Origin of the sequence: Nocardiopsis eucommiae, from assembly GCF_965344335.1 — a bacterium.
Taxonomy (GTDB): domain Bacteria; phylum Actinomycetota; class Actinomycetes; order Streptosporangiales; family Streptosporangiaceae; genus Nocardiopsis; species Nocardiopsis eucommiae.
This window is the reverse complement of record NZ_CBDRIY010000065.1, coordinates 1-22,349: the sequence shown is the minus strand read 5'-3', so window position 1 is coordinate 22,349 and position 22,349 is coordinate 1. Positions and strand designations below refer to the sequence as shown.

Annotated in this window: 18 protein-coding genes; 4 read left to right on the top strand and 14 right to left on the bottom strand. The window is 72.0% G+C overall.

Going from position 1 to position 22,349, the window contains the following annotated elements; all coding sequences use genetic code 11:
- Positions 1 to 183: 183 nt before the first annotated feature.
- Positions 184 to 957 (top strand): bestrophin-like domain, encoded by a 774-nt coding sequence (locus ACRWK8_RS26005; RefSeq protein WP_431873148.1) that lies wholly within the window; start codon positions 184 to 186, stop codon positions 955 to 957.
- 47 nt (positions 958 to 1,004) lie between these two features.
- Here ACRWK8_RS26005 and ACRWK8_RS26000 read toward each other — a convergent pair whose 3' ends face one another.
- The 14 genes from ACRWK8_RS26000 to ACRWK8_RS25935 form a co-directional block, all read right to left on the bottom strand.
- Positions 1,005 to 1,301 carry a hypothetical protein gene (locus ACRWK8_RS26000; protein WP_431873147.1) on the bottom strand — a complete coding sequence of 99 codons (297 nt, stop codon included), beginning with the start codon at positions 1,299 to 1,301 and terminating at the stop codon, positions 1,005 to 1,007.
- A gap of 537 nt (positions 1,302 to 1,838) precedes the next feature.
- Complete coding sequence (locus ACRWK8_RS25995) at positions 1,839 to 2,381, bottom strand: hypothetical protein (RefSeq protein ID WP_378743515.1); 543 nt, start codon at positions 2,379 to 2,381, stop codon at positions 1,839 to 1,841.
- A gap of 83 nt (positions 2,382 to 2,464) precedes the next feature.
- Positions 2,465 to 4,120 carry a sodium/solute symporter gene (locus ACRWK8_RS25990; RefSeq protein ID WP_431873146.1) on the bottom strand — a complete coding sequence of 552 codons (1,656 nt, stop codon included), beginning with the start codon at positions 4,118 to 4,120 and terminating at the stop codon, positions 2,465 to 2,467.
- A complete protein-coding gene (locus ACRWK8_RS25985; protein ID WP_378743513.1) occupies positions 4,117 to 4,497 on the bottom strand; it encodes a hypothetical protein in 381 nt (126 codons plus the stop codon). Before ACRWK8_RS25985 ends, ACRWK8_RS25990 begins: the two co-directional genes overlap by 4 nt.
- A gap of 16 nt (positions 4,498 to 4,513) precedes the next feature.
- Positions 4,514 to 5,302 (bottom strand): LytR/AlgR family response regulator transcription factor, encoded by a 789-nt coding sequence (locus ACRWK8_RS25980; RefSeq protein ID WP_378743512.1) that lies wholly within the window; start codon positions 5,300 to 5,302, stop codon positions 4,514 to 4,516.
- Positions 5,299 to 6,315 (bottom strand): sensor histidine kinase, encoded by a 1,017-nt coding sequence (locus ACRWK8_RS25975; protein WP_378743511.1) that lies wholly within the window; start codon positions 6,313 to 6,315, stop codon positions 5,299 to 5,301. The genes ACRWK8_RS25980 and ACRWK8_RS25975 overlap by 4 nt, the downstream gene beginning before the upstream one ends.
- A gap of 233 nt (positions 6,316 to 6,548) precedes the next feature.
- Positions 6,549 to 8,243, bottom strand: a complete 1,695-nt coding sequence (locus tag ACRWK8_RS25970) for a solute symporter family protein (RefSeq protein ID WP_431873145.1) — start codon at positions 8,241 to 8,243, stop codon at positions 6,549 to 6,551.
- Positions 8,240 to 8,644: a DUF485 domain-containing protein gene (locus ACRWK8_RS25965; protein WP_431873144.1), complete on the bottom strand. Its 405-nt coding sequence runs from the start codon at positions 8,642 to 8,644 to the stop codon at positions 8,240 to 8,242. The genes ACRWK8_RS25970 and ACRWK8_RS25965 overlap by 4 nt, the downstream gene beginning before the upstream one ends.
- Before the next feature lie 369 nt (positions 8,645 to 9,013).
- A complete protein-coding gene (locus ACRWK8_RS25960; RefSeq protein ID WP_431873143.1) occupies positions 9,014 to 9,586 on the bottom strand; it encodes a hypothetical protein in 573 nt (190 codons plus the stop codon).
- Positions 9,586 to 11,211 (bottom strand): Nramp family divalent metal transporter, encoded by a 1,626-nt coding sequence (locus tag ACRWK8_RS25955; RefSeq protein WP_431873142.1) that lies wholly within the window; start codon positions 11,209 to 11,211, stop codon positions 9,586 to 9,588. Before ACRWK8_RS25955 ends, ACRWK8_RS25960 begins: the two co-directional genes overlap by 1 nt.
- A 278-nt stretch (positions 11,212 to 11,489) precedes the next feature.
- Positions 11,490 to 13,643, bottom strand: a complete 2,154-nt coding sequence (locus ACRWK8_RS25950; RefSeq protein WP_378743506.1) for an acetate--CoA ligase family protein — start codon at positions 13,641 to 13,643, stop codon at positions 11,490 to 11,492.
- 4 nt (positions 13,644 to 13,647) lie between these two features.
- Positions 13,648 to 14,877 carry a formyl-CoA transferase gene (gene frc / locus ACRWK8_RS25945; protein WP_431873141.1) on the bottom strand — a complete coding sequence of 410 codons (1,230 nt, stop codon included), beginning with the start codon at positions 14,875 to 14,877 and terminating at the stop codon, positions 13,648 to 13,650.
- Positions 14,878 to 14,892: 15 nt separating this feature from the next.
- Positions 14,893 to 16,599 carry a thiamine pyrophosphate-binding protein gene (locus ACRWK8_RS25940; RefSeq protein ID WP_378743504.1) on the bottom strand — a complete coding sequence of 569 codons (1,707 nt, stop codon included), beginning with the start codon at positions 16,597 to 16,599 and terminating at the stop codon, positions 14,893 to 14,895.
- A 76-nt stretch (positions 16,600 to 16,675) separates the two neighbouring features.
- Entirely contained in the window at positions 16,676 to 18,280 is a 1,605-nt protein-coding gene (locus ACRWK8_RS25935) for an MFS transporter (RefSeq protein ID WP_431873140.1), read from the bottom strand.
- 136 nt (positions 18,281 to 18,416) lie between these two features.
- Between ACRWK8_RS25935 and sucC the strand changes: the two genes are divergently transcribed.
- From sucC to ACRWK8_RS25920, 3 genes are read left to right on the top strand one after another with little or no spacing between them, the layout of a single operon-like run.
- The gene (sucC, locus tag ACRWK8_RS25930) at positions 18,417 to 19,589 is read left to right on the top strand and encodes an ADP-forming succinate--CoA ligase subunit beta (RefSeq protein WP_378743502.1); all 1,173 of its coding nucleotides are present in this window, start codon (positions 18,417 to 18,419) and stop codon (positions 19,587 to 19,589) included.
- A 32-nt stretch (positions 19,590 to 19,621) separates the two neighbouring features.
- Complete coding sequence (gene sucD / locus ACRWK8_RS25925; protein WP_378743501.1) at positions 19,622 to 20,563, top strand: succinate--CoA ligase subunit alpha; 942 nt, start codon at positions 19,622 to 19,624, stop codon at positions 20,561 to 20,563.
- Complete coding sequence (locus tag ACRWK8_RS25920; protein WP_378743500.1) at positions 20,560 to 22,119, top strand: aldehyde dehydrogenase family protein; 1,560 nt, start codon at positions 20,560 to 20,562, stop codon at positions 22,117 to 22,119. Before sucD ends, ACRWK8_RS25920 begins: the two co-directional genes overlap by 4 nt.
- The last annotated feature ends 230 nt before the right edge of the window (positions 22,120 to 22,349 follow it).

Here is a 22,349-nt window from a genome sequence, read left to right as displayed (position 1 = left end):
CCCCCCCCCCCCCCCCCCCCCCCCCCCCCTCTTTGTCATGTCCGTGCAGTTCATGACATGTGTGGACAGAGCCGACAGGGTGTGGGCACGTCCCGGTGACGCTTGGTCTTTTTCACGCCAGCGGCGCCGTACCGCGTGTTAAGGATGGTCCGTCCTCTGTCGAGAACCCCCCGGGGAGCCTCCTTGTCCACACTGTTCGTCGCCCTCGCCGTCCTGGCCGCCATGGTCGGAGGCGCCGCCCTGGTCGCCTGGCGCTTCCGGCTCGCCGGGTCCTTCGCGGAGGGGGCGGTGGGTGTCGTCATCGCGCCGTGCGTGCTGTCCCTGTACCTCGTGGCGGCCGCGATGGCCGTGGTCATCGGCTGGGAGGACTACAAGTCGGCCGAGGACGACATGATCTCCGAGGCCGGGGCGGCCCAGGCCCTGTACTGGAGCAGCACGGCGTTCCCCGGGGAGGAGGGCGAGGCCGTCCGCGGCCACCTGCGCACCTACCTCACGACGGTGGTGGAGGACGACTGGCCGCTGATGGAGACCAAGGGTGAGCTCAGCCCCGGCGGTGACGACGACCTCGCCCTGCTGGCGGCCTCGGTGCGGGGCCTGTCGGTGTCCGACACCGGCGACGGTCTGGACCGGCTGACCGCCCGTCAGGAGGTCACCAAGCTCAGCGACGCGCGCAGCCAGCGCGCCGACGCGGCGGGGGACCAGATCCCGGCGGCCCTGCTGTTCGTGTCGGCCCTGTCGGCCGTGATCATCGCCGTCCTGCCGTTCGCCATGATCAGGAAGGGGTCCGGGGTGGCCTACTTCTGGTCGTCGGTGAACCTGGTGTTCGTGTTCGGCACCATCGTCGTGCTGCTGTACATGGGCAACCCGTACAACGGTGTGCTGGCCAACGACGCGGGGACGATGGAGGAGGCCCTGGCGGGGTTCGACCGGTCCGACGCCACACTGGAGCTTCCCTAGCCGAGGCGGCCCGTCCCGCCGGAGGTCCCGGCGGGACGGGCCGCGCCTCAGTCGGACAGGGTCGCCGCGGCACGGCCGCCGACGACGGAGGCGCCCGCCGCGACGATCGCGACGACCACCATCGTTCGCAGCGGGGTGAAGGCCGAGGAGGCCGTCGACGTGCCGGGCGGACCCGCGTCCGCCAGGAGTACCTGTTCGTGGGGCGAGGACTCGGCGGGCGACGGGGAGGCCGGGGCCTCCGGACGCTCCTGGGCCGAAACGGGCGCGGAGACCTCCGCCGGGGTCTCCGGCGAGGGTCGGGCGGGCGCGGTCGGTTCGGCCAGGGCCGGGGCCGCCTCGGGCACCGTCCGCTCGTGCGGTGGTGCGGGCTCCTCCACAGGAGGCGGCGGCGCGGGTGGTGGGACCGGCGGGGCCGGTGGAGCCGGTGGAGCCGGCGGGGGCTGGGGGCACGTCGGCGCCTGACCCGTGTGGACGACCACGCGGACACCGTTGGCGCACACCAGGACGTGCGACCCGGGTCGGACGTCGACGTGGGCGCCCGGGGTGTCCACCTGGGTCCCGTTCGGTCCCACGTCCACCTGGGAGGTGCCGTCGTCGACGCGTACCCCTGACGGCCCGACCCGCACGGAAGGGTCGGCCGGTTCGGCGAAGGCTGGAGCGGGCCCGCAGGTGAGCACGAACGCGCCCGCCGCGAGGGCGAGGAGCGCCCAGGCCCGCCGGTGGGTTCCGGAGGGTCTTCTTCGCGGATGGCTGGGTCGGGGTGGAGCCGGGTGTCGTGGGGGCGGTGAGACGTTCCGTGACCGCTCGTGTCGAGGTCTGTTCACACCGTGATGCTACGGGGTGGGGGCGCCACTCTAAGGTGGATTGCGGGCGCGGCCGTGCTAGCGGCAGCTGATGTACTTGTTGACGAAGGTCTTGTTCTGCTCGTCCACCTTCATCCGGCCCTGGACGTTGCCGACGGGGGAGAGGTTGGCCGTGAAGCTCCGGGTCTGACCCGCGCTGATGTTCAGGGTGGGGCCGTTTCGGGTGAGGCTGCCCAGCTGCGCGACGGAGAACCTGATGGTCAGCCGGGACCCGGTGGTCTTCTTGTAGGTGACCGTCGCGCTGCTGCACCCCGTGGTGCGCGTGGTCAGCGTCCCGTGCGTGATGGGGAGCGACTCGGTCGCGCGGGCCCCGACGCGGTCGGGGTCCTCGACGGTCGGGGCGTACTCGGGGTTCTCCTCCAGGAAGGCCTCCAGGCTCTCCACGTCCTCCCCGACCTCGTAGACGCCCTCGTCGGTGATGATGATCTCCTGGCTCTCGGTGCGGACCTGCCCCATCTCCGCGCTGGCGGTGCCGGGGACGAGCAGGACGGTGGCCGTGACCAGGGCGGTCAGCGCGGTGAGGCGGGAGGCGTTCTTCTGGCGGGGGGAAGCGTCGAGCACGTTGTCCTCCGGTGGTGGGATCGCGCGGGGGTGCTGTGAACCTACCAACCGGCGAGTCCGCCGACCATGGCCGTTCGTCCCCGTCACGGCGAGTGCAGGCGCAGTACCGCGTGCTCGGCCCACTCCGGCGGCCGGGTGAACCGGGAGACCACCGTCATCGTGAGGAAGGCCAGCGGGATGGTCCAGGCCGCCGGTTGGGCCAGCAGCACACCGACCCACCCCGGGGGCGCGCTGAACAGGATCGACCAACCCACCGCACCGGTCGCGGTGACACCGCCGACGATCAGCCCGGCGGCAGCCCCGGGCAGGGTCAACCGCCGCCACCAGATCCCCAGCACCAGCAGCGGGCAGAACGTGGACGCCGCCACCGTGAACGCCCACACGACCAGCACGTTGATGTCGATCATCTGCGCGGGCAGTGCCAGGAGCACCGCGACGCAGGCCCCGACGACCACGGCCAGCCGCAGCCGGGGCACGCTCCCCTGGAACAGGTCGTGGGACAGCCCCCCGGCCAGGGCCAGCAGGAGCCCCGAGGAGGTGGAGAGGAACGCCCCGAAGGCCCCCGCCGCGACCAGCGCGGTCAGGATCGTGCCCACCGAACCGGGCACCGCCTCCGCGGGCAGCACCACCGCCACGGTGTCGGTGCCCTGGAGCATCACCAACTGCGGAGTGAGCACCCGCCCCAACAGCCCGTAGACCGTGGGGAACAGGTAGAACAGCCCCAACAGGGCGATCACGCCGACCGCGACCCGGCGGGCGATCCGCGCGGTCGGGCTCGTGTGGAACCGCATGATCACGTGCGGCAGGCCCATACAGCCGAGGGTGATGGCGAGCAGTGTCGACCACGTTTCGAACAACGGGTACCCGCCCACGTCCAGCAGCGGGGTGCTCCACCGCTCGCTGCCCAGCTCCGGCAGCCCGGCCGGGTGCGGGATGGTGGCGCCCTCCGGGAACACGTACTCCGTGCCCTGGTCGACCGAGTGCCACCCGGCGGCCAGCTCCAGCTCCCGGCCGTCCGGGGTGGTCACGGTGACCGCGTGGTCCAGGCTGAACTCCGTGGCCACGGTGAACTCCACGGGCGTGGTCTGCGGGAAGTGCGTGCCCCACTCCGGGTGCAGCGCCTCGGCGCGGGTCTCGGCGCCCGCATGCACCACCAGGAAGATCGCGGGCACGGCGAGGAAGGCCAGTTTCACGACGTAGTGGAAGGCCTGCACGTAGGTGGCCGAGCGCATCCCGCCCGCCGCGATCGACCCGCTCACCACCAGGCCCGCGAGCAGCACGCCCACCCAGTAGGGGGTCCCGCTGACCAGGCTCAGCACCACCCCGGCGCCCTTGAACTGCGGAACCAGGTACAGCAGCATGATCACCAGCACCACGCACCCGCAGAGCTTGCGCAGCCGGGGCGCGCCCAGCCGGTACTCGGCGAAGTCCGGCACGGTGAAGGCCCCCGAGCGGCGCATGGGCCCGGCGACCAGCGCCACCACGGCGACGTAGCCCGCGGTGAACCCCACCGCGTACCACATGGTGCCCAGCCCGTTCTTGAGCAGCAGCCCGGCCAGGCCCAGCATGGAGGCGGCGGACAGGTACTCACCGGCGATCGCGAGGGCGTTCCAGTTCGGTGACACGCGCCGGGAGGCCACCAGGAAGTCCGAGGTGGACCGGGCCGCCCGCACCCCGTACACCCCGATGACCAAGCTGGTCACCAGGACCAGGCCGATCGCGAGCACGGCCGTGGTCATGGCGTCCCGTCGGGTGCGGCGCGGTCGCCCTCGGCCCGGTCCTCCAGGCGTTCGGCCGCGCGCACGTGCCACAGGGCCAGCCCGAACAGCAGCGGGTACACCGCCACCGTCAGCAGCAGCCAGGAGACCGGGACCCCGACCAGGCGGATCCGGGTCAGCTCGGGGAGGAGGGCGAAGGCTCCGCTCAGCCCGAAGAGCACCACCGCCAGCAGCAGGACCGTGCGCACCGCCGTGCGCCGCTGGGCCCGGAAGAGCCGTCGGGCCGCCTCCGTGTCCACCGGCGCGGGCACCGGGATGAGGTGGTGCGCGGGGCGGTTGCCACGGGCCAGCGCTATGCGCGTCTGCGGGCTGGTGAGCTTCTCGCGGCGCGGGCTCACACGCCACCCCCGGCGGTCACGGCTGCTCCTTGACCGCTCCCGGAGGGCGGGCCGAACGGCCCAGCTGGTCGCGGCGGGCCGCCTCCATGAGCTGGGTCCGGAGCCGTCGGCTGTGGCGGCGGCTCACGGGCACGTCACCGGCCGGGGTCCCGGCCACCAGCCCGGAGGAGGAGGTCACCCGCAGGTCCCGCACCCACGGGATGGCGATCAGGAACCCCCGGTGCACGCGGATGAACCCGGCGGCTGCCCACACCTCCTCCAGGTACGACAGCGACAGGCGGATCAGGTGGGTGCCGTCCGCCGTGTGCAGCCGCACGTAGTCGCCCTGCGCCTCCACGAACTGCACGTCGTCGCGCTTGACGAAGACGGTCCTGCGTCCGGTGTCGATCTGCACCACGTGCAGGTCCTCCGCCGGGGAGGACGCGCCGCCGGACCCGCGCAGCTGGGCGATCCGCCCCACGGCCTCGGCCAGCCGCTCCGGCCGGATCGGCTTGAGCAGGTAGTCCACGGCGCCGATCCCGAAGGCCTCCACGGCGTGCGCCTCGGAGGCGGTCACGAACACGATCGACGGCGGCTCGGACATCACGCTCAGCACCCGCGCCACGTCCATGCCGTCCAGCCCGGGCATGAGGATGTCGAGGAAGGCGGCGTCGATGCTGGTCGTGCCGAGCAGGCGGACGGCGGTGGCGCCGTTGGAGGCCACCAGGACCTCCCCCACCTCCGGCATGTCACCCAACAGGGAGGCCATCTCCTGGCGGGTGGAGGACTCGTCCTCCACCACCAGCACGCGGAGTTCGGGCTTCACCGGACCACCACCCCGGGGGCGAACCTCGGAACGCGTACGGTCACCTTCGTCCCCTCTCCCAGCGCGGTCTCGATCACCAGACCGTACTCGGGTCCGTAGACCGCCCGCAGCCTCTGGTCGACGTTGGCGAGGCCCACGCCCCGCGACTCGGGGCCGGTGCCCGCCAGCAGGGCGCGTGCCAGTTCGGGGTGCATGCCCACCCCGTCGTCCTCGATCTCGATGACGCACAGGGGCCCCTCGCCGAACCCGGACACGCTGATGTGCCCGCTCCCCTCCTTGCGCTCCAGCCCGTGCCGGATCGCGTTCTCCACGATCGGCTGCACGACCAGGAAGGGGATGGCGACGGGCAGCACCTCGGGCGCCATCCGCACGGTGATGTCGAGACGGTCGTGGAAGCGGGCCCGCTGGAGTTCGAGGTAGGTCTGGGTGGCCTCCAACTCGTCGGAGACCGTGGCGTAGTCGCCCTTCTCCGAGAACCCGTACCGGAGGTAGTCCGCGAAGTCCGACAGCAGCTGGCGGGCCCGGTCCGGGTCGGTGCGCACCAGGGCGGCGATCACGGCGAGCGCGTTGTGCACGAAGTGCGGGGAGATCTGCGCGCGCAGGGTGCGCAGGTCCGCGGCGGCGATTCGGGCGCGGGCCCGGCGCAGGGCGGCGTGGTCCAGGGAGTCGGAGACCAGCGCGGCGGCCGCCTCCACGTCCGCCTCCACCGGGTGGCCCGAGGCGACGAGCGCGCCGGACAGCTCGTCGGCGACGGTCAGCGGGACGGCGCACACCGAGGCGCCGTCGGGCAGTCGGGTCCGGGCGCCGCCGCCGTACTCGAAGACCTGGGACAGCAGGGCTGTGACCTCGGCGGGGGCCGGGCACCTCCCATGGGAGGCGACCGTTCCGTCGAGGTCGGCGAGGAGCACCCCGTCCACCGCCAGGACCTCGCGCAGACGGCGGGCGGCCGAGTGCGCGCCGCGCCCGTGCAGGCCGTCCCGCAGGTCGACTCCCAGCGCGTGGACCTGGCGCATCAACGCGACGCTCGCCCTGCGTTCCGAGGACGTGGGGCGCCGGGAGGGGGAAAGCCGCGACAGCCACCGATAGGACACGGAACGATCCTATCCCCGCGAAATGTGTCGGCGATCACGTGCTGACCCTCACTCTTCCTCGTCGTTTCGGACCGTGCGCCGACGGTCGCGGACGGTGCACGGGAGGGGCCCGCCGCCCGGGGAGGCGGCGGGCCCGTCAACGGGGGACCGGCGACCTAGTGGCTGCTGGCCTTCTCCGCTCCCGCGCCGGTGAGGGCGCGGACCTGGAGCATCGCGAACTTGTCGAAGTCGCGCTCCTTGGACATCAGCGTTCCGACGATCGCGCAGACCAGGCTGATCGGCACCGACACCAGGGCCGGGTTGGGCAGCGGGAACCAGGCGAAGTCGACGTTCGGCATGAGCGCGGTCTCCGAACCCGAGACGACGGGCGAGAAGAACACCAGGCCCACGGCGCTGATCAGGCCGCCGTAGATGCCCGCGAGGGCCCCGGCCGTGTTGAAGCGCTTCCAGAACAGGCTGAGCAGCAGGGTCGGCAGGTTCGCGGAGGCGGCCATCGCGAACGCCAGCGAGACCAGGAAGGCCACGTTGAGGTTCTGCGCGAAGATCGCCAGCACGATCGCGACCACGCCGACGCCGATGGCCGCGAAGCGGGCCACCCGGACCTCCTCGGCGCCGGTCGCCTGACCCTTGCGGATGACCGAGTTGTAGAAGTCGTGGGCCAGCGAGGAGGACGAGGCGATGACCAGGCCCGCCACCGTCGACAGGATCGCGGCGAAGGCGGCGGAGGCGATGATGGCCAGCAGGACGGCGCCGACCATCTCACCACCGATGCGTTCACCCACCACCGAGGCGAGCTGTGGTGCGGCCGTGTTGCCCGCCGCGTCCTGCGTGGTGATCGCGTCGAAGCCCACCAGGGCGGCGGCGCCGAAGCCCAGGACCAGGGTCATCAGGTAGAAGGCGCCGATGAGGCCGATGCCCCAGTTGACGGACTTCCGCGCGCTCTGGGAGTCCGGAACCGTGTAGAAGCGGATCAGGATGTGCGGCAGGCCGGCGGTGCCCAGGACCAGCGCCAGACCGAGACTGATCAGGTCCAGCTTGTTCCACAGGGTCTGGAGGGCGTCACCCTCGACGACGACCCCGTACCGCTGGCCGGGTTCGAGGAACGCGGCGGCGTCGCCGTCGGCGGCCGCCTGGCTGGCGTTGGCGGCGTCGGTCATCAGGGCGCCCAGGTTGAAGCCGTACAGCGACAACGTGAGCAGGGTCAGCAGCGCGGCCCCGGCCATCAGGATGACGGCCTTGACGATCTGCACCCAGGTGGTGCCCTTCATACCTCCGAAGGCCACGTAGATCGTCATGAGCAGACCGATGACGACGATCCCGACGATCTTCGCGGTCGGGGCGTCCATGCCGAGGAAGGTCTGCCCCTCCTGGATGCCGAGGAGCAGGGCGATGAGCGCGCCCGCGCCGACCATCTGGGCGAGCAGGTAGAAGATCGAGACGACCACGGTGGAGACGGCGGCCGCGGTGCGCACCGGGCGCTGCTGCATCCGGTAGGAGAGGACGTCGCCCATGGTGTAGCGGCCGGAGTTGCGCAGCAGCTCCGCGACGAGCAGCAGGGCGACGAGCCAGGCCACGAGGAAGCCGATGGAGTAGAGGAAGCCGTCGTAGCCGAAGAGCGCGATCATGCCCGCGATGCCCAGGAAGGACGCGGCGGACATGTAGTCGCTGCCGATGGCCAGACCGTTCTGGAGCGGGGAGAAGCCGCGTCCGCCGGAGTGGAAGTCGGTGGCGGAGCGGGTGTTGCGGCTGGCCCAGACCGTGATGCCGAGTGTCGCGGCGATCATCAGGCCGAAGAGGACGAGGGTGACGATGCGGCTGCTCTCGCTGACCGCCTCCTGCGCGAGGATCATCGGCCGCCCTCCTGCTTCTCGTTCGGGGAACCGTTCTGGAGCTCCTCGCGCAGCTCGGTGGCGAGCGAGTCGAAGTTCCGGTTCGCGTACCTCGTGTACAGGATGGCGATCCCGAAGGTGGACACGAACTGGAGGATGCCGAAGACCAGGGCGACGTTGACGCTGCCGAACAGCACGGTGCCCATGACGTCACGGCCGAAGGCGGACATGAGGACGTAGAGCAGGTACCAGGCCATGAAGGCGATGCTCATGGGGAAGACGAAGCGGTACAGGCGTCTTTTGAGGTCGGCGAAGCGCGGGTCGCCGTGCATCGCGACGAAGGCCTCGTCCGTGATGGGTGCGTCGCCACCGCCGTTGCCGTCCGGTGGTGTCGGATCCTTCGTGGGGCTGTCGGGTGCCATGCTGTTCGTAACCTCCGGGGGGATGGCGGGGAAGGTGCCGCGTCTGGCCGCGTTCCCGCGGTCGGGGCGGGTTCGCCTGGAATGACCAGTCCTTGTGACGTGCGTTACCCAGCACTGTAAGGAGCGCCACCCGTCCTGAGCAGGGGGACGTGCCGGGGCGCGCGCCGAACGAGGACGAGGAGCGTCGAGCGGTCGCCCACCGTGCGACGAACGGTCGTCTGACGCGACGAACGGTCGACGGGCGGACCGCGCCCCGCCCCGCCTGGGGAGACGGCCCTCGGCCGACACGCCCCGCACGCGGCCGACGGCCCCGGCGGGAGGGCCCGCCGGGGCCGTCGGCTCGGTTCCCGTTCCTCGGACGGGAACGGGTCAGTCCGGGCGCCCGCGACCTCGTCGGGGCCGACGCGCCCTGCGCCCGTCGCGTCGGCGGTTGAGGTGGGCCGCGTGCACCAGGTACCGCTGGAACAGCGCCTCGGCCACCGGGTTGTGGTCGCGCACACGCATCAGCCAGTGCGGCATGACCCGCTCGTGCAGCCACAGGAAGCCGATGGTGAAGCCGAAGCTCAGCATGGCCTGCAACGCGAGGAAGGACGGCAGGGGCTCGCGCAGCGCGGGGCCGTCACCGATCACCCACGCCACCATGTGGGCGTCGAACAGTTGCGCGGCGGGGAACCCGACCAGCCAGTACAGGGCCAGGGGGGCCACCGCCCCGATCGGGAAGAACCCGCGCGCCAGCAGCACGCTGTACGCGGCGCCGAGCACGGCGAGCGGGAGGCCCAGGGCCAGACCGGCGGTGCCGGTCATGGCCAGGGGCAGACCCGCCGCCATCCCGACTCCCGTGGCGAACAGACCGGCGACCACGCCGATGGCGGCCCCCGGGAGCGCGACCTCCAGGTGGTTGGGCGGGGTGCCCCCCGGCCGGAGGGCGGAGGTGGCGGGCATCAGTCGACCACCACTCCGAAGGCGATCAGCGAGTAGAAGAGCGCCCCGAGGTAGAACACGGCGGCCAGCGCGATGATCGCGTTGGAGACGATCCCCGGACGGATCGGCTTGGGCAGGGCGATGTTGTTGACCAGCAGCAGCACCACGCAGTACGCGCCCATCGCGAAGGCCGACAGGAAGGCCAGCACGTCCAGGATCGCCGCCGGTCCGTCCGCCGGTCCGAACAGCAGGATGACGGTACCGAAGGCGATCAGTCCCCACAGGAACATCCCGTACAGCTTCGACATCCCGAACCGCTTGGCGCCCGGCACGAAGTTGTACGTCATGTCGGCCTGGCCGCGCGAGAAGGAGTCGAACAGGCCCAGGGTGGCGTTGATGCCGATCAGCGCGATGAAGAGGAAGAACACCGTGCCGAGGACGGGGCTCCCCGCCGCCGAGAAGGCACCGGCCATGGCGTCGAGCGAGGCCTCCCGGTCGCCGTCCCGGATCAGCTGCGCCACCTGCGGGTCGAACCGGGCCGCCGACTGCGCCAGCACGGTGAAGGAGATCGTGACCAGCATGGTGATGCCCCAGAACAGCACCAGGGCGTCGAAGGTCACCCAGCGGCGCCACCCCTTCCACTTCTCCATCTCCCTGGGGTCCGAGGTGTCGAACATGAAGCCGCGTGAGGGGATGGCCTCCTGGTCGCCGGCGTGCCGCAGGCCGCGGATCTGGGGGATGTGCGCGCCCATGCCCGCGCCCTTGTCGCGCAGGTGCAGGGTGTACCACATCTGCTGCATACCGGAGGGCCCGGCGAAGGCGATGGCACCGACGACGATCGGGAACCAGGCCGCAGACATGGCCTCCTCGGGGAAGTACCCGAACGCGAACATCCCGCTGATGGTGGAGGTGAGGTCGGACAGGTTGCCGACCATCGCCGCGACCACGGACGTCCCGACGACCAACAGGCCGATGCAGATGGAGAGCAGGTTCTCCAGCAGGTCGTAGATGACCTTGGCGAGGGTGAAGACCACGCCGACGAGGACCATCCCGGCCACCGCCGTGGCCTGCCAGGGTATGCCGGTCACCCGTTCGAAGGCGGAGGCGCCCGCCGAGAGGTGGCCCGGCCAGATGTACACCAGGATCGCGGTGAGGAAGAAGAACCACATCAGCGGCTTGAACACGCGCGCGGCGCCGTAGAAGATGCTCTCCCCGGTGGCCATCGCGTAGCGCGACATCTCCAGCATGACCACGGCCTGGAGGGAGACGCCGATCAGGAACAGCCAGCGGATCTCGGGGCCGAAGACCAGGACCAGGCGCGGCCACATGTAGGACTCGCCCATGCCCACGCCCAGGGCGACGAGGAACACCGTGGGGCCGAGGATGTGGATGGAGGGGGGAGCCTTCGGGAGCTCCCGGATGGGCATCGGCTCCAGCTTGCCCGCTCTCCAGTACCGCTCCTCCCGTACGGGGGCGCCCGCCTCCGCGGGGGTGTCGGAGGGCGCGTCGGCGGAGGCGGTGACCGGTTCGGCGGCGGGGCCGGTCTCGGAGGGGTGGGGCCCGCGCTGGGCCGGGACGTGGGGTCGCTGGGTCCCGGACGGCGCCGGGGGTTCTGAGGAGTCGGGTTCGGGGCGTGAGGAATCCAAGGCGGTACTCCGTGTGTGTGCGAATGCGAGTCGGTGGATCGCATGTCGCCCCCGGGTGTTGCGGCACCTCCCTGATCGTGGTGGACACGTGGCTGGGGGTCACCGTGGCAGGACGTGGCTGTCCCTGCGGTGACCAGGGGCCCGGCGGCCTTGCGGCGGCGGCTCCAGAGGCCGCCGGGCTGGTGTGGCTCGTGCGCCCTGTGTGGGGGCGCGTGGTGGGTGTCGGTCCTGTGTGGTGTGGGCCGAGCCGGGGCCGGTGGTACCGGCCGGGCACTCGGTCAGAGTAGTCCGGCGGCCCGGGCCCAGCGATACTTCGCTCCCAGAACCTTCACGGGCATCTCCGTCGTGTAGGGGTAGGCGACGATCCCGTGCTCGAACAACCGCTGGCTGGCCGCCTCGACCTCGGTGTCACCCGAGAGGGAGGCCACCACCGGCTTGTCGATCCCGGCGGCGCGGGCCTTGCTCACTACGTCGATCACGACGTCGGCGAAGACCAGCGGCGGGGTGACGATGGTGTGCCAGTAGCCGAGCACCAGGGAGTGGACGCGGGGGTCCTCCAGCCCGAGGCGGATCGTCTTCTCGTAGGTGGAGGGCGGTTCGCCGCCGGTGATGTCCACCGGGTTCCCGGCCGCCCCGAACGGCGGGATGAAGGCCCGGAAGGCCTCGTCCAGGTCCGGCGGGATCTCGTAGAGCGACATCCCGTTGTCGACCACCGCGTCGGAGAGCAGCACCCCCGAGCCGCCCGCACCCGTGATGATCACGATGTTCTCGCCCCCGGGCGCGGGCATGACCGGCAGGGCGCGGCCGTACTCCAGGAGTTCGGTCAGTCCGGGTGCGCGGACCACGCCCGCCTGGCGGAGGATGTCGTCGTAGACCTTGTCGTCCCCGGCCAGCGCGCCGGTGTGGGACCCGGCGGCGCGGGCCCCGGCGGAGGTCCGACCGGCCTTGAGCACCACCACGGGCTTCTTCGGGACCACCTCGCGGGCGGCGGCGACGAACGCCCGGCCGTCCTTGAGGTCCTCCAGGTGCATCGCGACGGCGTTGGTGTTCTCGTCCTGCCCGAAGAAGGTGAGCAGGTCGTCCTCGTCGATGTCGGCCTTGTTGCCCACGCCCACGATCGCGGACACGCCCGTCCGCGTGCTGCGGCTGTACCCGAGGATCGCCATGCCGATCCCGCCGGACTGCGAGGTGAGGGCCGTGCCCCCGGCGACGTCGTAGGGGGTGCAGAAGGTCGCGGACAGCTTCTCCGGCGTGTAGTAGTAGCCGTAGATGTTGGGCCCGAGGATACGGACCCCGTGTCTGCGCGCGACCGCGAGGACCTCGTCCTGGAGTTCGTGCTCGCCGGTCTCCGCGAATCCGGACGGGATGAGGATCGCGCCCGCCACCCCCTTGCGCCCGGCCTCCTCCAGAGCACCGGCCACGAACTTCGCGGGGATCGCGAAGACCGCCACGTCCACTTCGCCGGGCACGTCGGTGATCGACTTGTACGAGGTGAGGCCGTTGACCTCGGCGGACTTCGGGTTGACGGGGTGGATGTCGCCCCGATAACCGCCGTCCACGATGTTGCGGATCACGGAGTTGCCGATCTTGCCCGCCTCGTTGGAGGCGCCGATCACGGCGATGGAGCGCGGCTTGAAGATGCGCTCCATGGACGCCAGGATCTCCTCCCGCTCGAAGGTGCGGGGACCCTCGGCGGGCTCGAAGTCCAGGACGAACCGGAGGTCGGCGGCGATCGCCCCGGACGCGGAGGCGAACACGGGGTTGAGGTCGGCCTCGGCGATCTCCGGGAAGTCCGTGACGAGCTCGGACAGGCGCACCAGCAGGTCGGCCAGGGCGCCCCGGTCCACCGCCTCGGCGCCCCGGACCCCGTCCAGCACCTCGGCGGCCCTGATGTCGCCCACCTGGACGAGCGCCTCCTCCCGGGTGACCGGGGCCAGCCGGAAGGAGACGTCCTTGAGGACCTCCACCAGGACGCCGCCCAGGCCGAAGACCACGACCTTGCCGAACGTGGGATCGGTGGTGGCGCCGACCAGGACCTCCAGCCCGCCCTGGACCATCTGCTGGATCTGCACGCCGTCGACGCGGGCGTCGGGGTCGTGGGCGCGCGCGTTGGCGGTGACGCGTTCGTAGGCCGCGGCGACCTCCTCGGCGCTGTTCAGTCCGATCTCCACGCCGCCCGCGTCGGTCTTGTGCAGGATGTCGGGGGAGACGATCTTGGCGGCCACGGGGAGCCCGAGCTCGGTGGCCAGGGCGGCGGCCTCCTCGGCGCTGCGGGCCAGGGCCTCGCCGGGGACGGGGATGCCGTAGGCCTCCGCGAGGAGGCGGCCCTCGGGGGCGGTGAGCGCGGTCCGGCCCTCGGCGCGGGCCCGGTCGAGGACCTCGCGGACGGGGGAGGGGTCGCGGTCGGAACGTTCGGGGGTGAAGACGGCCATGCGCTCAGATCACTCCGTTCGATGCGAGCTCCGCCAGTTCCTCGGAGGTCAGGCCCAGCTCGTCGCGGTAGATGTCGGGGTTGTGCTCACCGAGCAGGGGGGACCGGCTGACGTCCACCGAGGAGTCGGAGAGGCGGATGGGCGAGGCCACGGTGTGGTAGCTGCCGCGCTCGGGGTGGTCGACCTCGGTGACCACGCCGTTCTCCCTCAGGGTGGGGTCCTCGATGATCTCCCGGGTGGACATGATCGGCCCGCAGGGGATGTTGTGCGCGTTGAGGGCGGAGAGCACGTCCCACTTGGGCAGCTCCCGGGACCACTCCTCGATCAGGGCGAAGGCCTTGTCGAGCCGGCCCAGCCGGGCCTCGGGGGTGGCCCACTCGGGGTCCTCGGCGAGCTCGGGGCGGCCGATGAGGCGGGCGATGGGCGCCCAGCCCGCGGGCTGGATGATCACGTACACGTAGTCGTTGGGTCCTCCGGGCGCGGTGCGCACGGCCCAGCCGGGCTGTCCGCCGCCGGAGGCGTTGCCGGAGCGGGGGACCTCGTCGGTGAAGTCGTCGTTGGGGTACTCGGAGAGGGGGCCGTGCGCGAGTCGTTGCTGGTCGCGCAGCTTGACCCGGCACAGGTTGAGCACCGCGTCCTGCATGGCGACCTGGACGCGCTGGCCCCGGCCGGTGTGCACCCGCTGGTACAGCGCGGCGAGGATACCGGCCACTGTATGCATTCCTGTGCCCGAGTCACCGATCTGCGCGCCCGTGGCCAGCGGAGGGCCGTCCTCGAACCCGGTGGTGCTCATGGAACCGCCCATGGCCTGGGCGATCACCTCGTAGGCCTTGAAGTCGGCGTACACGCCCGGCCCGAAACCCTTGATCGAGGCGTAGACCAGGCGGGGGTTGGCCTCCGCGAGCACCTCCCAGGTGAACCCCATCCGGTCCAGCGCGCCGGGGGCGAAGTTCTCCACCAGCACGTCGCTGCGGCGCACCAGGTCGAGGAAGATCCGCTTGCCCTCGGGGCTCTTGGTGTTGAGGGTGATGCTCCGCTTGTTGGAGTTGAGCATCGTGAAGTACAGGCTGTCCACGCCGGGGCGGTCCCGGAGCTGGCGCCGGGTGATGTCGCCCGAGGGCGCCTCCAGCTTGACGACGTCGGCGCCCATCCACGCGAGGATCTGGGTCGCGGACGGTCCCGACTGGACGTGGGTCATGTCCAGGACGCGGACCCCGTCGAGTGCCTTGCCCATGACTCTCCTTCCGGGCTACTTGTACATCGTCTGGTTCATGGTCCCCGGGGCGTACACCTCGGGGTCGATCCAGACGTTGATCAGGGAGGGCTTGCCGGACTCGCGGGCGCGGAGCAGGGCCGGGCCGATCTCGGCCGGGTCGTGGACCTCCTCGCCGTAGCCGCCGAGCATCTTCGCGAACTCGGAGTAGCGGACGTCGCCCAGGGTGTTGCCGAGCTCGCCCCGGTCCGCGCCGTACTTGGCGATCTGGCCGTAGCGGATCTGGTTCATCGAGGAGTTGTTGCCGACGATCCCCACGAAGGGCAGGTCGAAGCGGACCAGGGTCTCGAAGTCCCAGCCGGTGAGGCTGAAGGCGCCGTCCCCGAAGAGCGCGACCACCTCCTTGTCCGGGCGGGCGTACTTGGCGGCCATCACGAACGGGACGCCGACGCCGAGCGTGCCGAGCGGGCCGGGGTCCAGCCAGTGGCCGGGTGACTTCGGCTGGACGACCTGGCCGGAGAAGGTGACGATGTCGCCGCCGTCGCCCACGTACACGGAGTCCTCGGTGAGGAACTGGTTGATCTCGTTGACCAGGCGGTAGGGGTGGATCGGGGTGGAGTCGGAGGTCAGCAGGTGCGCGCGCTTGTCGAGCGCGGCCTGCTCCTGGGTGCGCAACTCCTCCAGCCACCCCTTGCGGCCCTGCGCCCCGGTGTCGCCGTAGCCGGAGACGGCCTGGAGCGCGGCGGAGAGGATGACGTCGGCGTCGCCCACGATGCCGAGGTCGATGTCGCGGTTCTTGCCGACGGTGGCGTAGTTGAGGTCGATCTGCACCACGGTGGCGTCGGGGGAGAGGCGCTTGCCGTAGCCCATCCGGAAGTCGAACGGGGTGCCGACGATGATGATGAGGTCCGAGTTGCTGAACGCGTAGCGCCGGGAGAGCTGGAAGTGGTGCGGGTCGCCGGGCGGGAGGGTGCCGCGTCCCGCGCCGTTCATGTAGGCCGGGATGTTGAGCGCGCGGACCAGTTCGACAGCGGAGTCGGTGGCCCGGGTGGTCCACACCTGGTTGCCGAGCAGGATGCTCGGCCGCTCGGAGCGCACGATCAGCTCCGCGAGGCGTTCGACGGCGGCCGGGTCGCCCGCCTGGCGGGTGGAGGCCCGGTAGTGCCCGGCGGCGGGGACGCGCGCCCGCTCCACGGGGACCTTGGCGTCCAGCACGTCGCGGGGGATCTCCAGGAAGGACGGACCGGGGGCGCCGTTGTTGGCCTCGCGGAAGGCCATGGAGACGAGATCGGCGACGCGTTCGGTGTGCGGGACGGTGGCCGCGAACTTGGAGATCGGGTTGATCATGTCCACGTGCGGCAGGTCCTGGAGGGAGCCCATCTTGTGCTGGCTGAGGGCGCCCTGGCCGCCGATGACCAGCATGGGGCTCTCGGCGCGGTAGGCGTTGGCGATGCCGGTGACCGCGTCCGTGGTGCCGGGGCCCGCCGTCACCACCGCGCAGCCGGGCTTGCCGGTGATTCGTGCGTAGCCGTCTGCGGCGTGTGCGGCGACCTGCTCGTGCCGGACGTCGATCACGTCGATGCCCTCGTCGGCGCAGCCGTCGTAGATGTCGATGATGTGGCCGCCGCAGAGTGTGAAGACGACGTCGACCCCCTCGGCCTTGAGGGCCTTGGCGACCAGGTGGCCGCCGGAGATCGTGCTGCTGTCGCTGTTCGTTTCGGTGGGTACCTTGCCTTCGGCCATCGGTACGACGACCCCTTTCGTGCTGAGGGTGCGGAGCGTGTGATCCGTGAAGATCGGATACTGTATACCGTGTGCATCACATTGGAACACTCCGGCGCCGCGCTGTCCAGACCCCGGGAGACGGACTTGTCCCGGCGCCCGGGGGGAGCGTCCGGATGGGCAGGGGGCGGCGCAGGCGTGCGGCCAGGAGGGCGGCCACGGCCGTGAGCAGGCCGGAGGCGGCCAGGACCGGGGTGTGCGCGGTGTCCGGGACAAGACTGAGGAGGACGGTGGCGCCGCCCACGCCGAGCAGTCCGCCGACCGCTTTGGAGCCGTGGACCAGCCCCGCGAGGTCCGCCGAGCGGGCGGGATCGTCCTCGCCCGGAACGCGGAACCGGGTGGTCCCGCCGATCCGCGGGGCGCCACGGTGCGCGTCCGTGCCACCGTGCTCTCCCATGCCACCGCGCTGCCCCCGGCGTCGACCGGCGTTCCGGTGTTGGCCGGTGCCCCCGCGCTGGCCGGTGCCGAAGTGCCCTTCGGTGATCGCGCGGGTCAACGGGTAGCAGGCGCCGGTACCGGCGCCCACCACGAGGACGGCGGTGACCAGGAGCGGCAGGGGGCCGTCCGGGGCGGAGGCGGCCAGGGCGGCCTGCCCGAGCGTGGTCGCGGCCAGCAGCACGGTCAGGGTCCGGCGCCGACCTGCCCGCTCGGCCGCCCCACTCGCGGCGAGCCGCCCGACCCCGCTGCCCACGGCGAACGCCGTGACGGCCACCGCGACCTGGGTCGGATCGCGGCCCAGGCCCGACAGGACCGGTGGGAGCACCACCAGGATGAACAGCCCTACCGTCCCGGACAACGCCACGATCGCGTGCAGGGCGTGCAGGGAGCGCCCGCTCGCCCAGGCCTGGCCCGCGGTGAAGTCGCGCGCGGCCGGGGGGTCGGCCCCGCGCCGCAGTGCGGCCGCGCGGGGGTCGCTGCCCGGAGGCCACCAGCACGCCGGGGCCCCGCGCTGACCCGCGCCGCCCGCCACACCGAGGACGAGCACGGCCACGGCGAGGACGGTGGCCGCGGTGCCCGGGTCGCCGGAGGGCGGCCCCAGCGCGAGAGCGGGCAGGAGCGGAACCGAACCCAGGGCGAAGGCCCCGCCCACGGCGCCCAGGCGCACGGTGTGCCGGTCCGGGAACCACCCGCCCACCAGGTCCACGCAGGAGTGGTAGACCAGTCCCGCCCCCACGCCGCCGAGCAGCCCGTACCCCGCGACGGCGGTCAGCGGGTCCGTGGTGTGCCCGACCGTGTACACGGCCACGGCGCAGAGCGCCGCCCCCGCGCAGATCGCCGTGCCCGGGTGGAGCAGTCCCCGGGTCCGGAGCAGGCGCGGCACCGGGGCGAAGCAGCCCTGGACGAGGGCCCAGACCAGGAACGGGGTCAGCGCCTGGGCGGGGGACCAACCGTGCGCCGCCGTCAGGAGGGGGACGGCCGCGCCGTAGCCGAACTGGAGGACGCCCACCGCGGCGACCGCGAGCAGGGCGCGGGCCAGCAGCACGGACCTCGGTGCTCCGGTGAGCAGGCGGGCGGAGGGTCCGACGGTGTAGCGCCGCCCCCGCCAGTCGAGGACGTCGGTGACCGTCGAGGGGCCGGGCGGGGGCTCCGGTTCGGCTGGGGCGGGCCGGGGCGGTGGTCCGGGCAGATGGCGGGGGAACATGGCGACCTCCTTGTATGCAGTATGCAAAGTCCAGGAGGGCTTGTGAAGGGGCATTCCGCTCACCATGCCTATTGAATACTGCATACAATATGGAGTATCACTGGAAGGGGGGCGACGAGCGGACGGAGGAGGAGCGTTGGATCTCCACGAGTACGAGGCCAAACAGATCTTCGGTGAGTACGGGGTCGCTCTGGTCGAGGGCGAGATCGCGGACACCCCCGAGCGGGTGGCGTCGGTGGCCGGTCGCCTCGGCCGGAGGGTCGTGGTGAAGGCCCAGGTCAAGACCGGTGGACGTGGCAAGGCCGGCGGTGTGAGGGTGGCGGAGGGCCCCGCCGAGGCCCGGGCCCGGGCGGAGGAGATCCTCGGCATGGACATCAAGGGCCACACGGTCCACCGTGTCCTGGTCGAGGAGGCGAGTGACATCGCCGAGGAGTACTACTTCTCCTTCCTGCTCGACCGCGCCCACCGTGAGTTCATCTCGATCTGCTCGGCGCGGGGCGGGATGGAGATCGAGGAAGTCGCCGCGGCCGAGCCCGACGCGGTCGTGCGCACCCCGGTCGGTCCCCAGGGGGTGGGACGTGAGGAGGCGCTGGGCATCTGCGCGGCCGCCGGACTCCCCGAGGAGGTCCGGGACCGCGCCGCCACGGTCATCGCCGCCCTGTGGGAGGTGATGGTGGGCGAGGACGCCACGCTGGTGGAGGTGAACCCGCTGGTGCGCACCGCCGACGGCCGGGTGGTCGCCCTCGACGGCAAGGTCACCCTGGACGACAACGCGGCCTACCGTCACGCCGAGCGGACCCCGTTCACGCACGGCGCGGGGACCGACGAACGCGAACTCCGCGCCCGGGAACGCGGTCTGAACTACGTACGGCTCGACGGCGAGGTCGGCGTCATCGGCAACGGCGCCGGACTCGTGATGTCCACCCTGGACGTGGTCGCCCGCGCCGGGGAGGAGCACGGCGGCGTGCGCCCCGCCAACTTCCTCGACATCGGCGGCGGCGCCTCCGCCGAGGTCATGGCCAACGGCCTCGACGTGATCCTGGGGGACCCGGCCGTGCGGAGCGTGTTCGTCAACGTCTTCGGCGGGATCACCGCCTGCGACGCCGTCGCCAACGGCGTCGTGCAGGCCCTCGAACTCCTGGAGAGCCGGGGAGAGGACGTCGGCAAGCCACTGGTCGTGCGCCTGGACGGCAACAGCGCCGAGCAGGGGCGCCAGATCCTCACCGCCCGCGCCCACCCGGCCGTGCGCCAGGCGGACACCATGGACGGCGCCGCCCGGCTCGCCGCCGAACTCGCCGCGCGGAACTGACCGGACCCGCCCCCGCAGACAGGAGAAACCCCATGGCCATCTTTCTGAACAGGGACAGCAGGGTGCTCGTCCAGGGCATGACCGGTGCCGAGGGCACCAGGCACACCCGGCGCATGCTCGCGGCCGGGACCAGCGTCGTCGGCGGTGTGAACCCGCGCAAGGCCGGTCAGAGCGTCGACTTCGACGGCACCGAGGTGCCCGTCTTCGGCTCCGTGGCGGAGGGCGTCAAGGCCACCGGCGCGGACGTCACCGTGGTCTTCGTGCCGCCCCGCTTCACCCGGGACGCGGTGGAGGAGGCGATCGACGCCGAGATCGGCCTGGCCGTCGTGATCACCGAGGGTGTTCCGGTCCACGACACCGCCGCCTTCTGGAGCCTGGCCGCCGCACGTGGCAACCGCACCAGGATCATCGGCCCCAACTGCCCCGGCCTCATCAGTCCGGGCCAGTCCAACGCGGGCATCATCCCGGCCGACATCACCGAGCCCGGCCGCATCGGCCTGGTCAGCAAGTCCGGCACCCTCACCTACCAGCTCATGTACGAACTGCGGGACCTCGGCTTCTCCACGGCGGTGGGGATCGGCGGCGACCCGATCATCGGCACCACGCACATCGACGCCCTGGCCGCCTTCGAGGAGGACCCGGACACCGACGTGATCGTGATGATCGGCGAGATCGGCGGCGACGCCGAGGAGCGCGCGGCCGCGTACGTCCGGGAACACGTCTCCAAGCCCGTCGTCGGCTACGTCGCGGGTTTCACCGCGCCCGAGGGCAGGACCATGGGCCACGCCGGGGCGATCGTCTCCGGCTCCTCCGGGACGGCCGCCGCGAAGAAGGAGGCCCTGGAGGCGGCCGGGGTGCGGGTCGGCCGGACCCCGAGCGAGACCGCCCGCCTCGTCCGGTCCGTCCTAGCGGCGGTCGAGAACCGAGAGGAGGGGGACGGTCTCGCTCCGGCGACGGCGTCCGCGACCCCATGACGACGATCCTGAAACCCGGTACCGAGTGGGCGACCCTGTACGCCCGGTGCCGAGAGGCGGCCCCGGAGGCCTTCGGACCCGACAGGGTGCACAACCGCTGGGGCGGCCGGTGGCGTGTCGACGGACAACCGCGCGTCTCACACTCGCCGGTGGACGGTACCGAGATCGCCGGACCGCCCATGCTCGACGCCTCCACGGCGGCGCGGGCCGTGGCGGAGGCGGCGATCGAGCACCGTGCCTGGGCCGGGGTCCCCTTGGAGGAACGCCGTACCCGTGTGCGTGCCGCGGTCCGGTCCTGGGGCGAACACCGGGACACCCTGGCACTGGCGCTCGTCTGGGAGATCGGCAAGCCCTGGCGGCTCGCGCGCCAGGACGTCGACCGCGCCATCTCCGGGGTGGAGTGGTACCTGGACGGGATCGACACGATGATGGACGGGAGGCGGGCGCTGGAGGGCCCCGTCAGCAACATCGCCAGCTGGAACTACCCGATGAGCGTCCTGGCGCACGCGATGTGTGTCCAGGCCCTCTCGGGCAACGCGGCGATCGCCAAGACACCCACCGACGGCGGGCTCGTGTGCCTCACCCTCGCGGTCGCCCTGGCGGTGCGCGAGGGACTCCCGTTCACCCTGGTCGGTGGCGGCGGGAGGGACCTCGCCCCGGCGCTGGTCCGCAGCCCGGAGATCGGCTGTGTGTCCTTCGTCGGCGGCCGTGACACCGGAGGCCGGGTCGCCGCCGACCTGGCGGACCTGGACCGGCGCCACATCCTGGAACAGGAGGGGCTGAACTGCTGGGGTGTGTGGGAGTTCGACGACTGGGAGGCCCTCTCCGGCCAGATCCGCAGGACCTTCGACTACGCCAAGCAGCGCTGCACGGCCTACCCCCGGTTCGTCGTGCAGAGGTCCCGCTTCGCCGACTTCCTCCAGGCGTACCTCGCTGCGGCGGCGGGGGTGCGGTTCGGCCACCCCCTCGCGGTCGCGGACCCGGGGGAGGACCTGCCCGAACTCGACTTCGGGCCGGTGATCAACGCGGCCAAGGCCAAGGAACTCCACGACCGGGTGTCGGAGGCCGTCGCGGGCGGGGCGGTGCCCCTGTACCGCGGCACCCTGGCCGACGCACTGCTGCTGCCCGGACAGAACACCGACGCCTACGTGGCCCCCGTGGCTCTGCTCGAACCGCCGAGGTCCTCCCCGCTCTTCCACGCCGAGCCCTTCGGGCCGGTCGACACGATCGTGCTGGTCGACACCGAGGCCGAGCTCATGGCGGCGATGAACGCCAGCAACGGCGCCCTGGTCGCCACCCTCTCCTGCGACGACACCGACACCGCCGTGCGCCTGGCGGCCGGGGTGCGGGCCTTCAAGGTCGGGGTCAACCGCCCGCGCTCGCGCGGCGACCGCGACGAGCTCTTCGGCGGCTGGGGCGACTCCTGGCGCGGAGCCTTCGTGGGCGGTGAACTCCTCGTGCACGCGGTCACCCGGGGGCCCGCGGGCGAGCGGTCGCCCGGTAACTTCCCGCACCACACGCTTCTCCCCGAGGGGTGGGAGGGGGCGGTGCGGTAGGGAGCGCGGCGTTCCGCCGAACACTCCACGCGGCGTGACGAACGGGCCCGGAGGGTGCGACCCCTCGGGCCCGTGGGGGGCAGGGCCCGGCCCCGGGAGCATCCGCGCTCGCTGCCACGGCGAGAGCGTTCGGAAGGACGGGTCCCGGTGAGAGGCCGCGCGGTCGAATCGACCGGACACCGCGACGGGGGGGGGGGGGGGGGGGGGGGGGGGAGGGGGGGGGGGGGGGG

What these genes read in the sequence shown, in the direction of transcription:
- ACRWK8_RS25990 (WP_431873146.1), bottom strand. Translation starts at nt 4,120, where the DNA reads ATGACCACGGCCGTGCTCGCGATCGGCCTGGTCCTGGTGACCAGCTTG.
- ACRWK8_RS25975 (WP_378743511.1), bottom strand. Translation starts at nt 6,315, where the DNA reads ATGCGCCAGGTCCACGCGCTGGGAGTCGACCTGCGGGACGGCCTGCAC.
- ACRWK8_RS25970 (WP_431873145.1), bottom strand. Translation starts at nt 8,243, where the DNA reads ATGATCCTCGCGCAGGAGGCGGTCAGCGAGAGCAGCCGCATCGTCACC.
- ACRWK8_RS25965 (WP_431873144.1), bottom strand. Translation starts at nt 8,644, where the DNA reads ATGGCACCCGACAGCCCCACGAAGGATCCGACACCACCGGACGGCAAC.
- ACRWK8_RS25960 (WP_431873143.1), bottom strand. Translation starts at nt 9,586, where the DNA reads ATGCCCGCCACCTCCGCCCTCCGGCCGGGGGGCACCCCGCCCAACCAC.
- ACRWK8_RS25950 (WP_378743506.1), bottom strand. Translation starts at nt 13,643, where the DNA reads ATGGCCGTCTTCACCCCCGAACGTTCCGACCGCGACCCCTCCCCCGTC.
- frc (WP_431873141.1), bottom strand. Translation starts at nt 14,877, where the DNA reads ATGGGCAAGGCACTCGACGGGGTCCGCGTCCTGGACATGACCCACGTC.
- ACRWK8_RS25940 (WP_378743504.1), bottom strand. Translation starts at nt 16,599, where the DNA reads ATGGCCGAAGGCAAGGTACCCACCGAAACGAACAGCGACAGCAGCACG.
- ACRWK8_RS25935 (WP_431873140.1), bottom strand. Translation starts at nt 18,280, where the DNA reads ATGTTCCCCCGCCATCTGCCCGGACCACCGCCCCGGCCCGCCCCAGCC.
- sucD (WP_378743501.1), top strand. Translation starts at nt 19,622, where the DNA reads ATGGCCATCTTTCTGAACAGGGACAGCAGGGTGCTCGTCCAGGGCATG.
- ACRWK8_RS25920 (WP_378743500.1), top strand. Translation starts at nt 20,560, where the DNA reads ATGACGACGATCCTGAAACCCGGTACCGAGTGGGCGACCCTGTACGCC.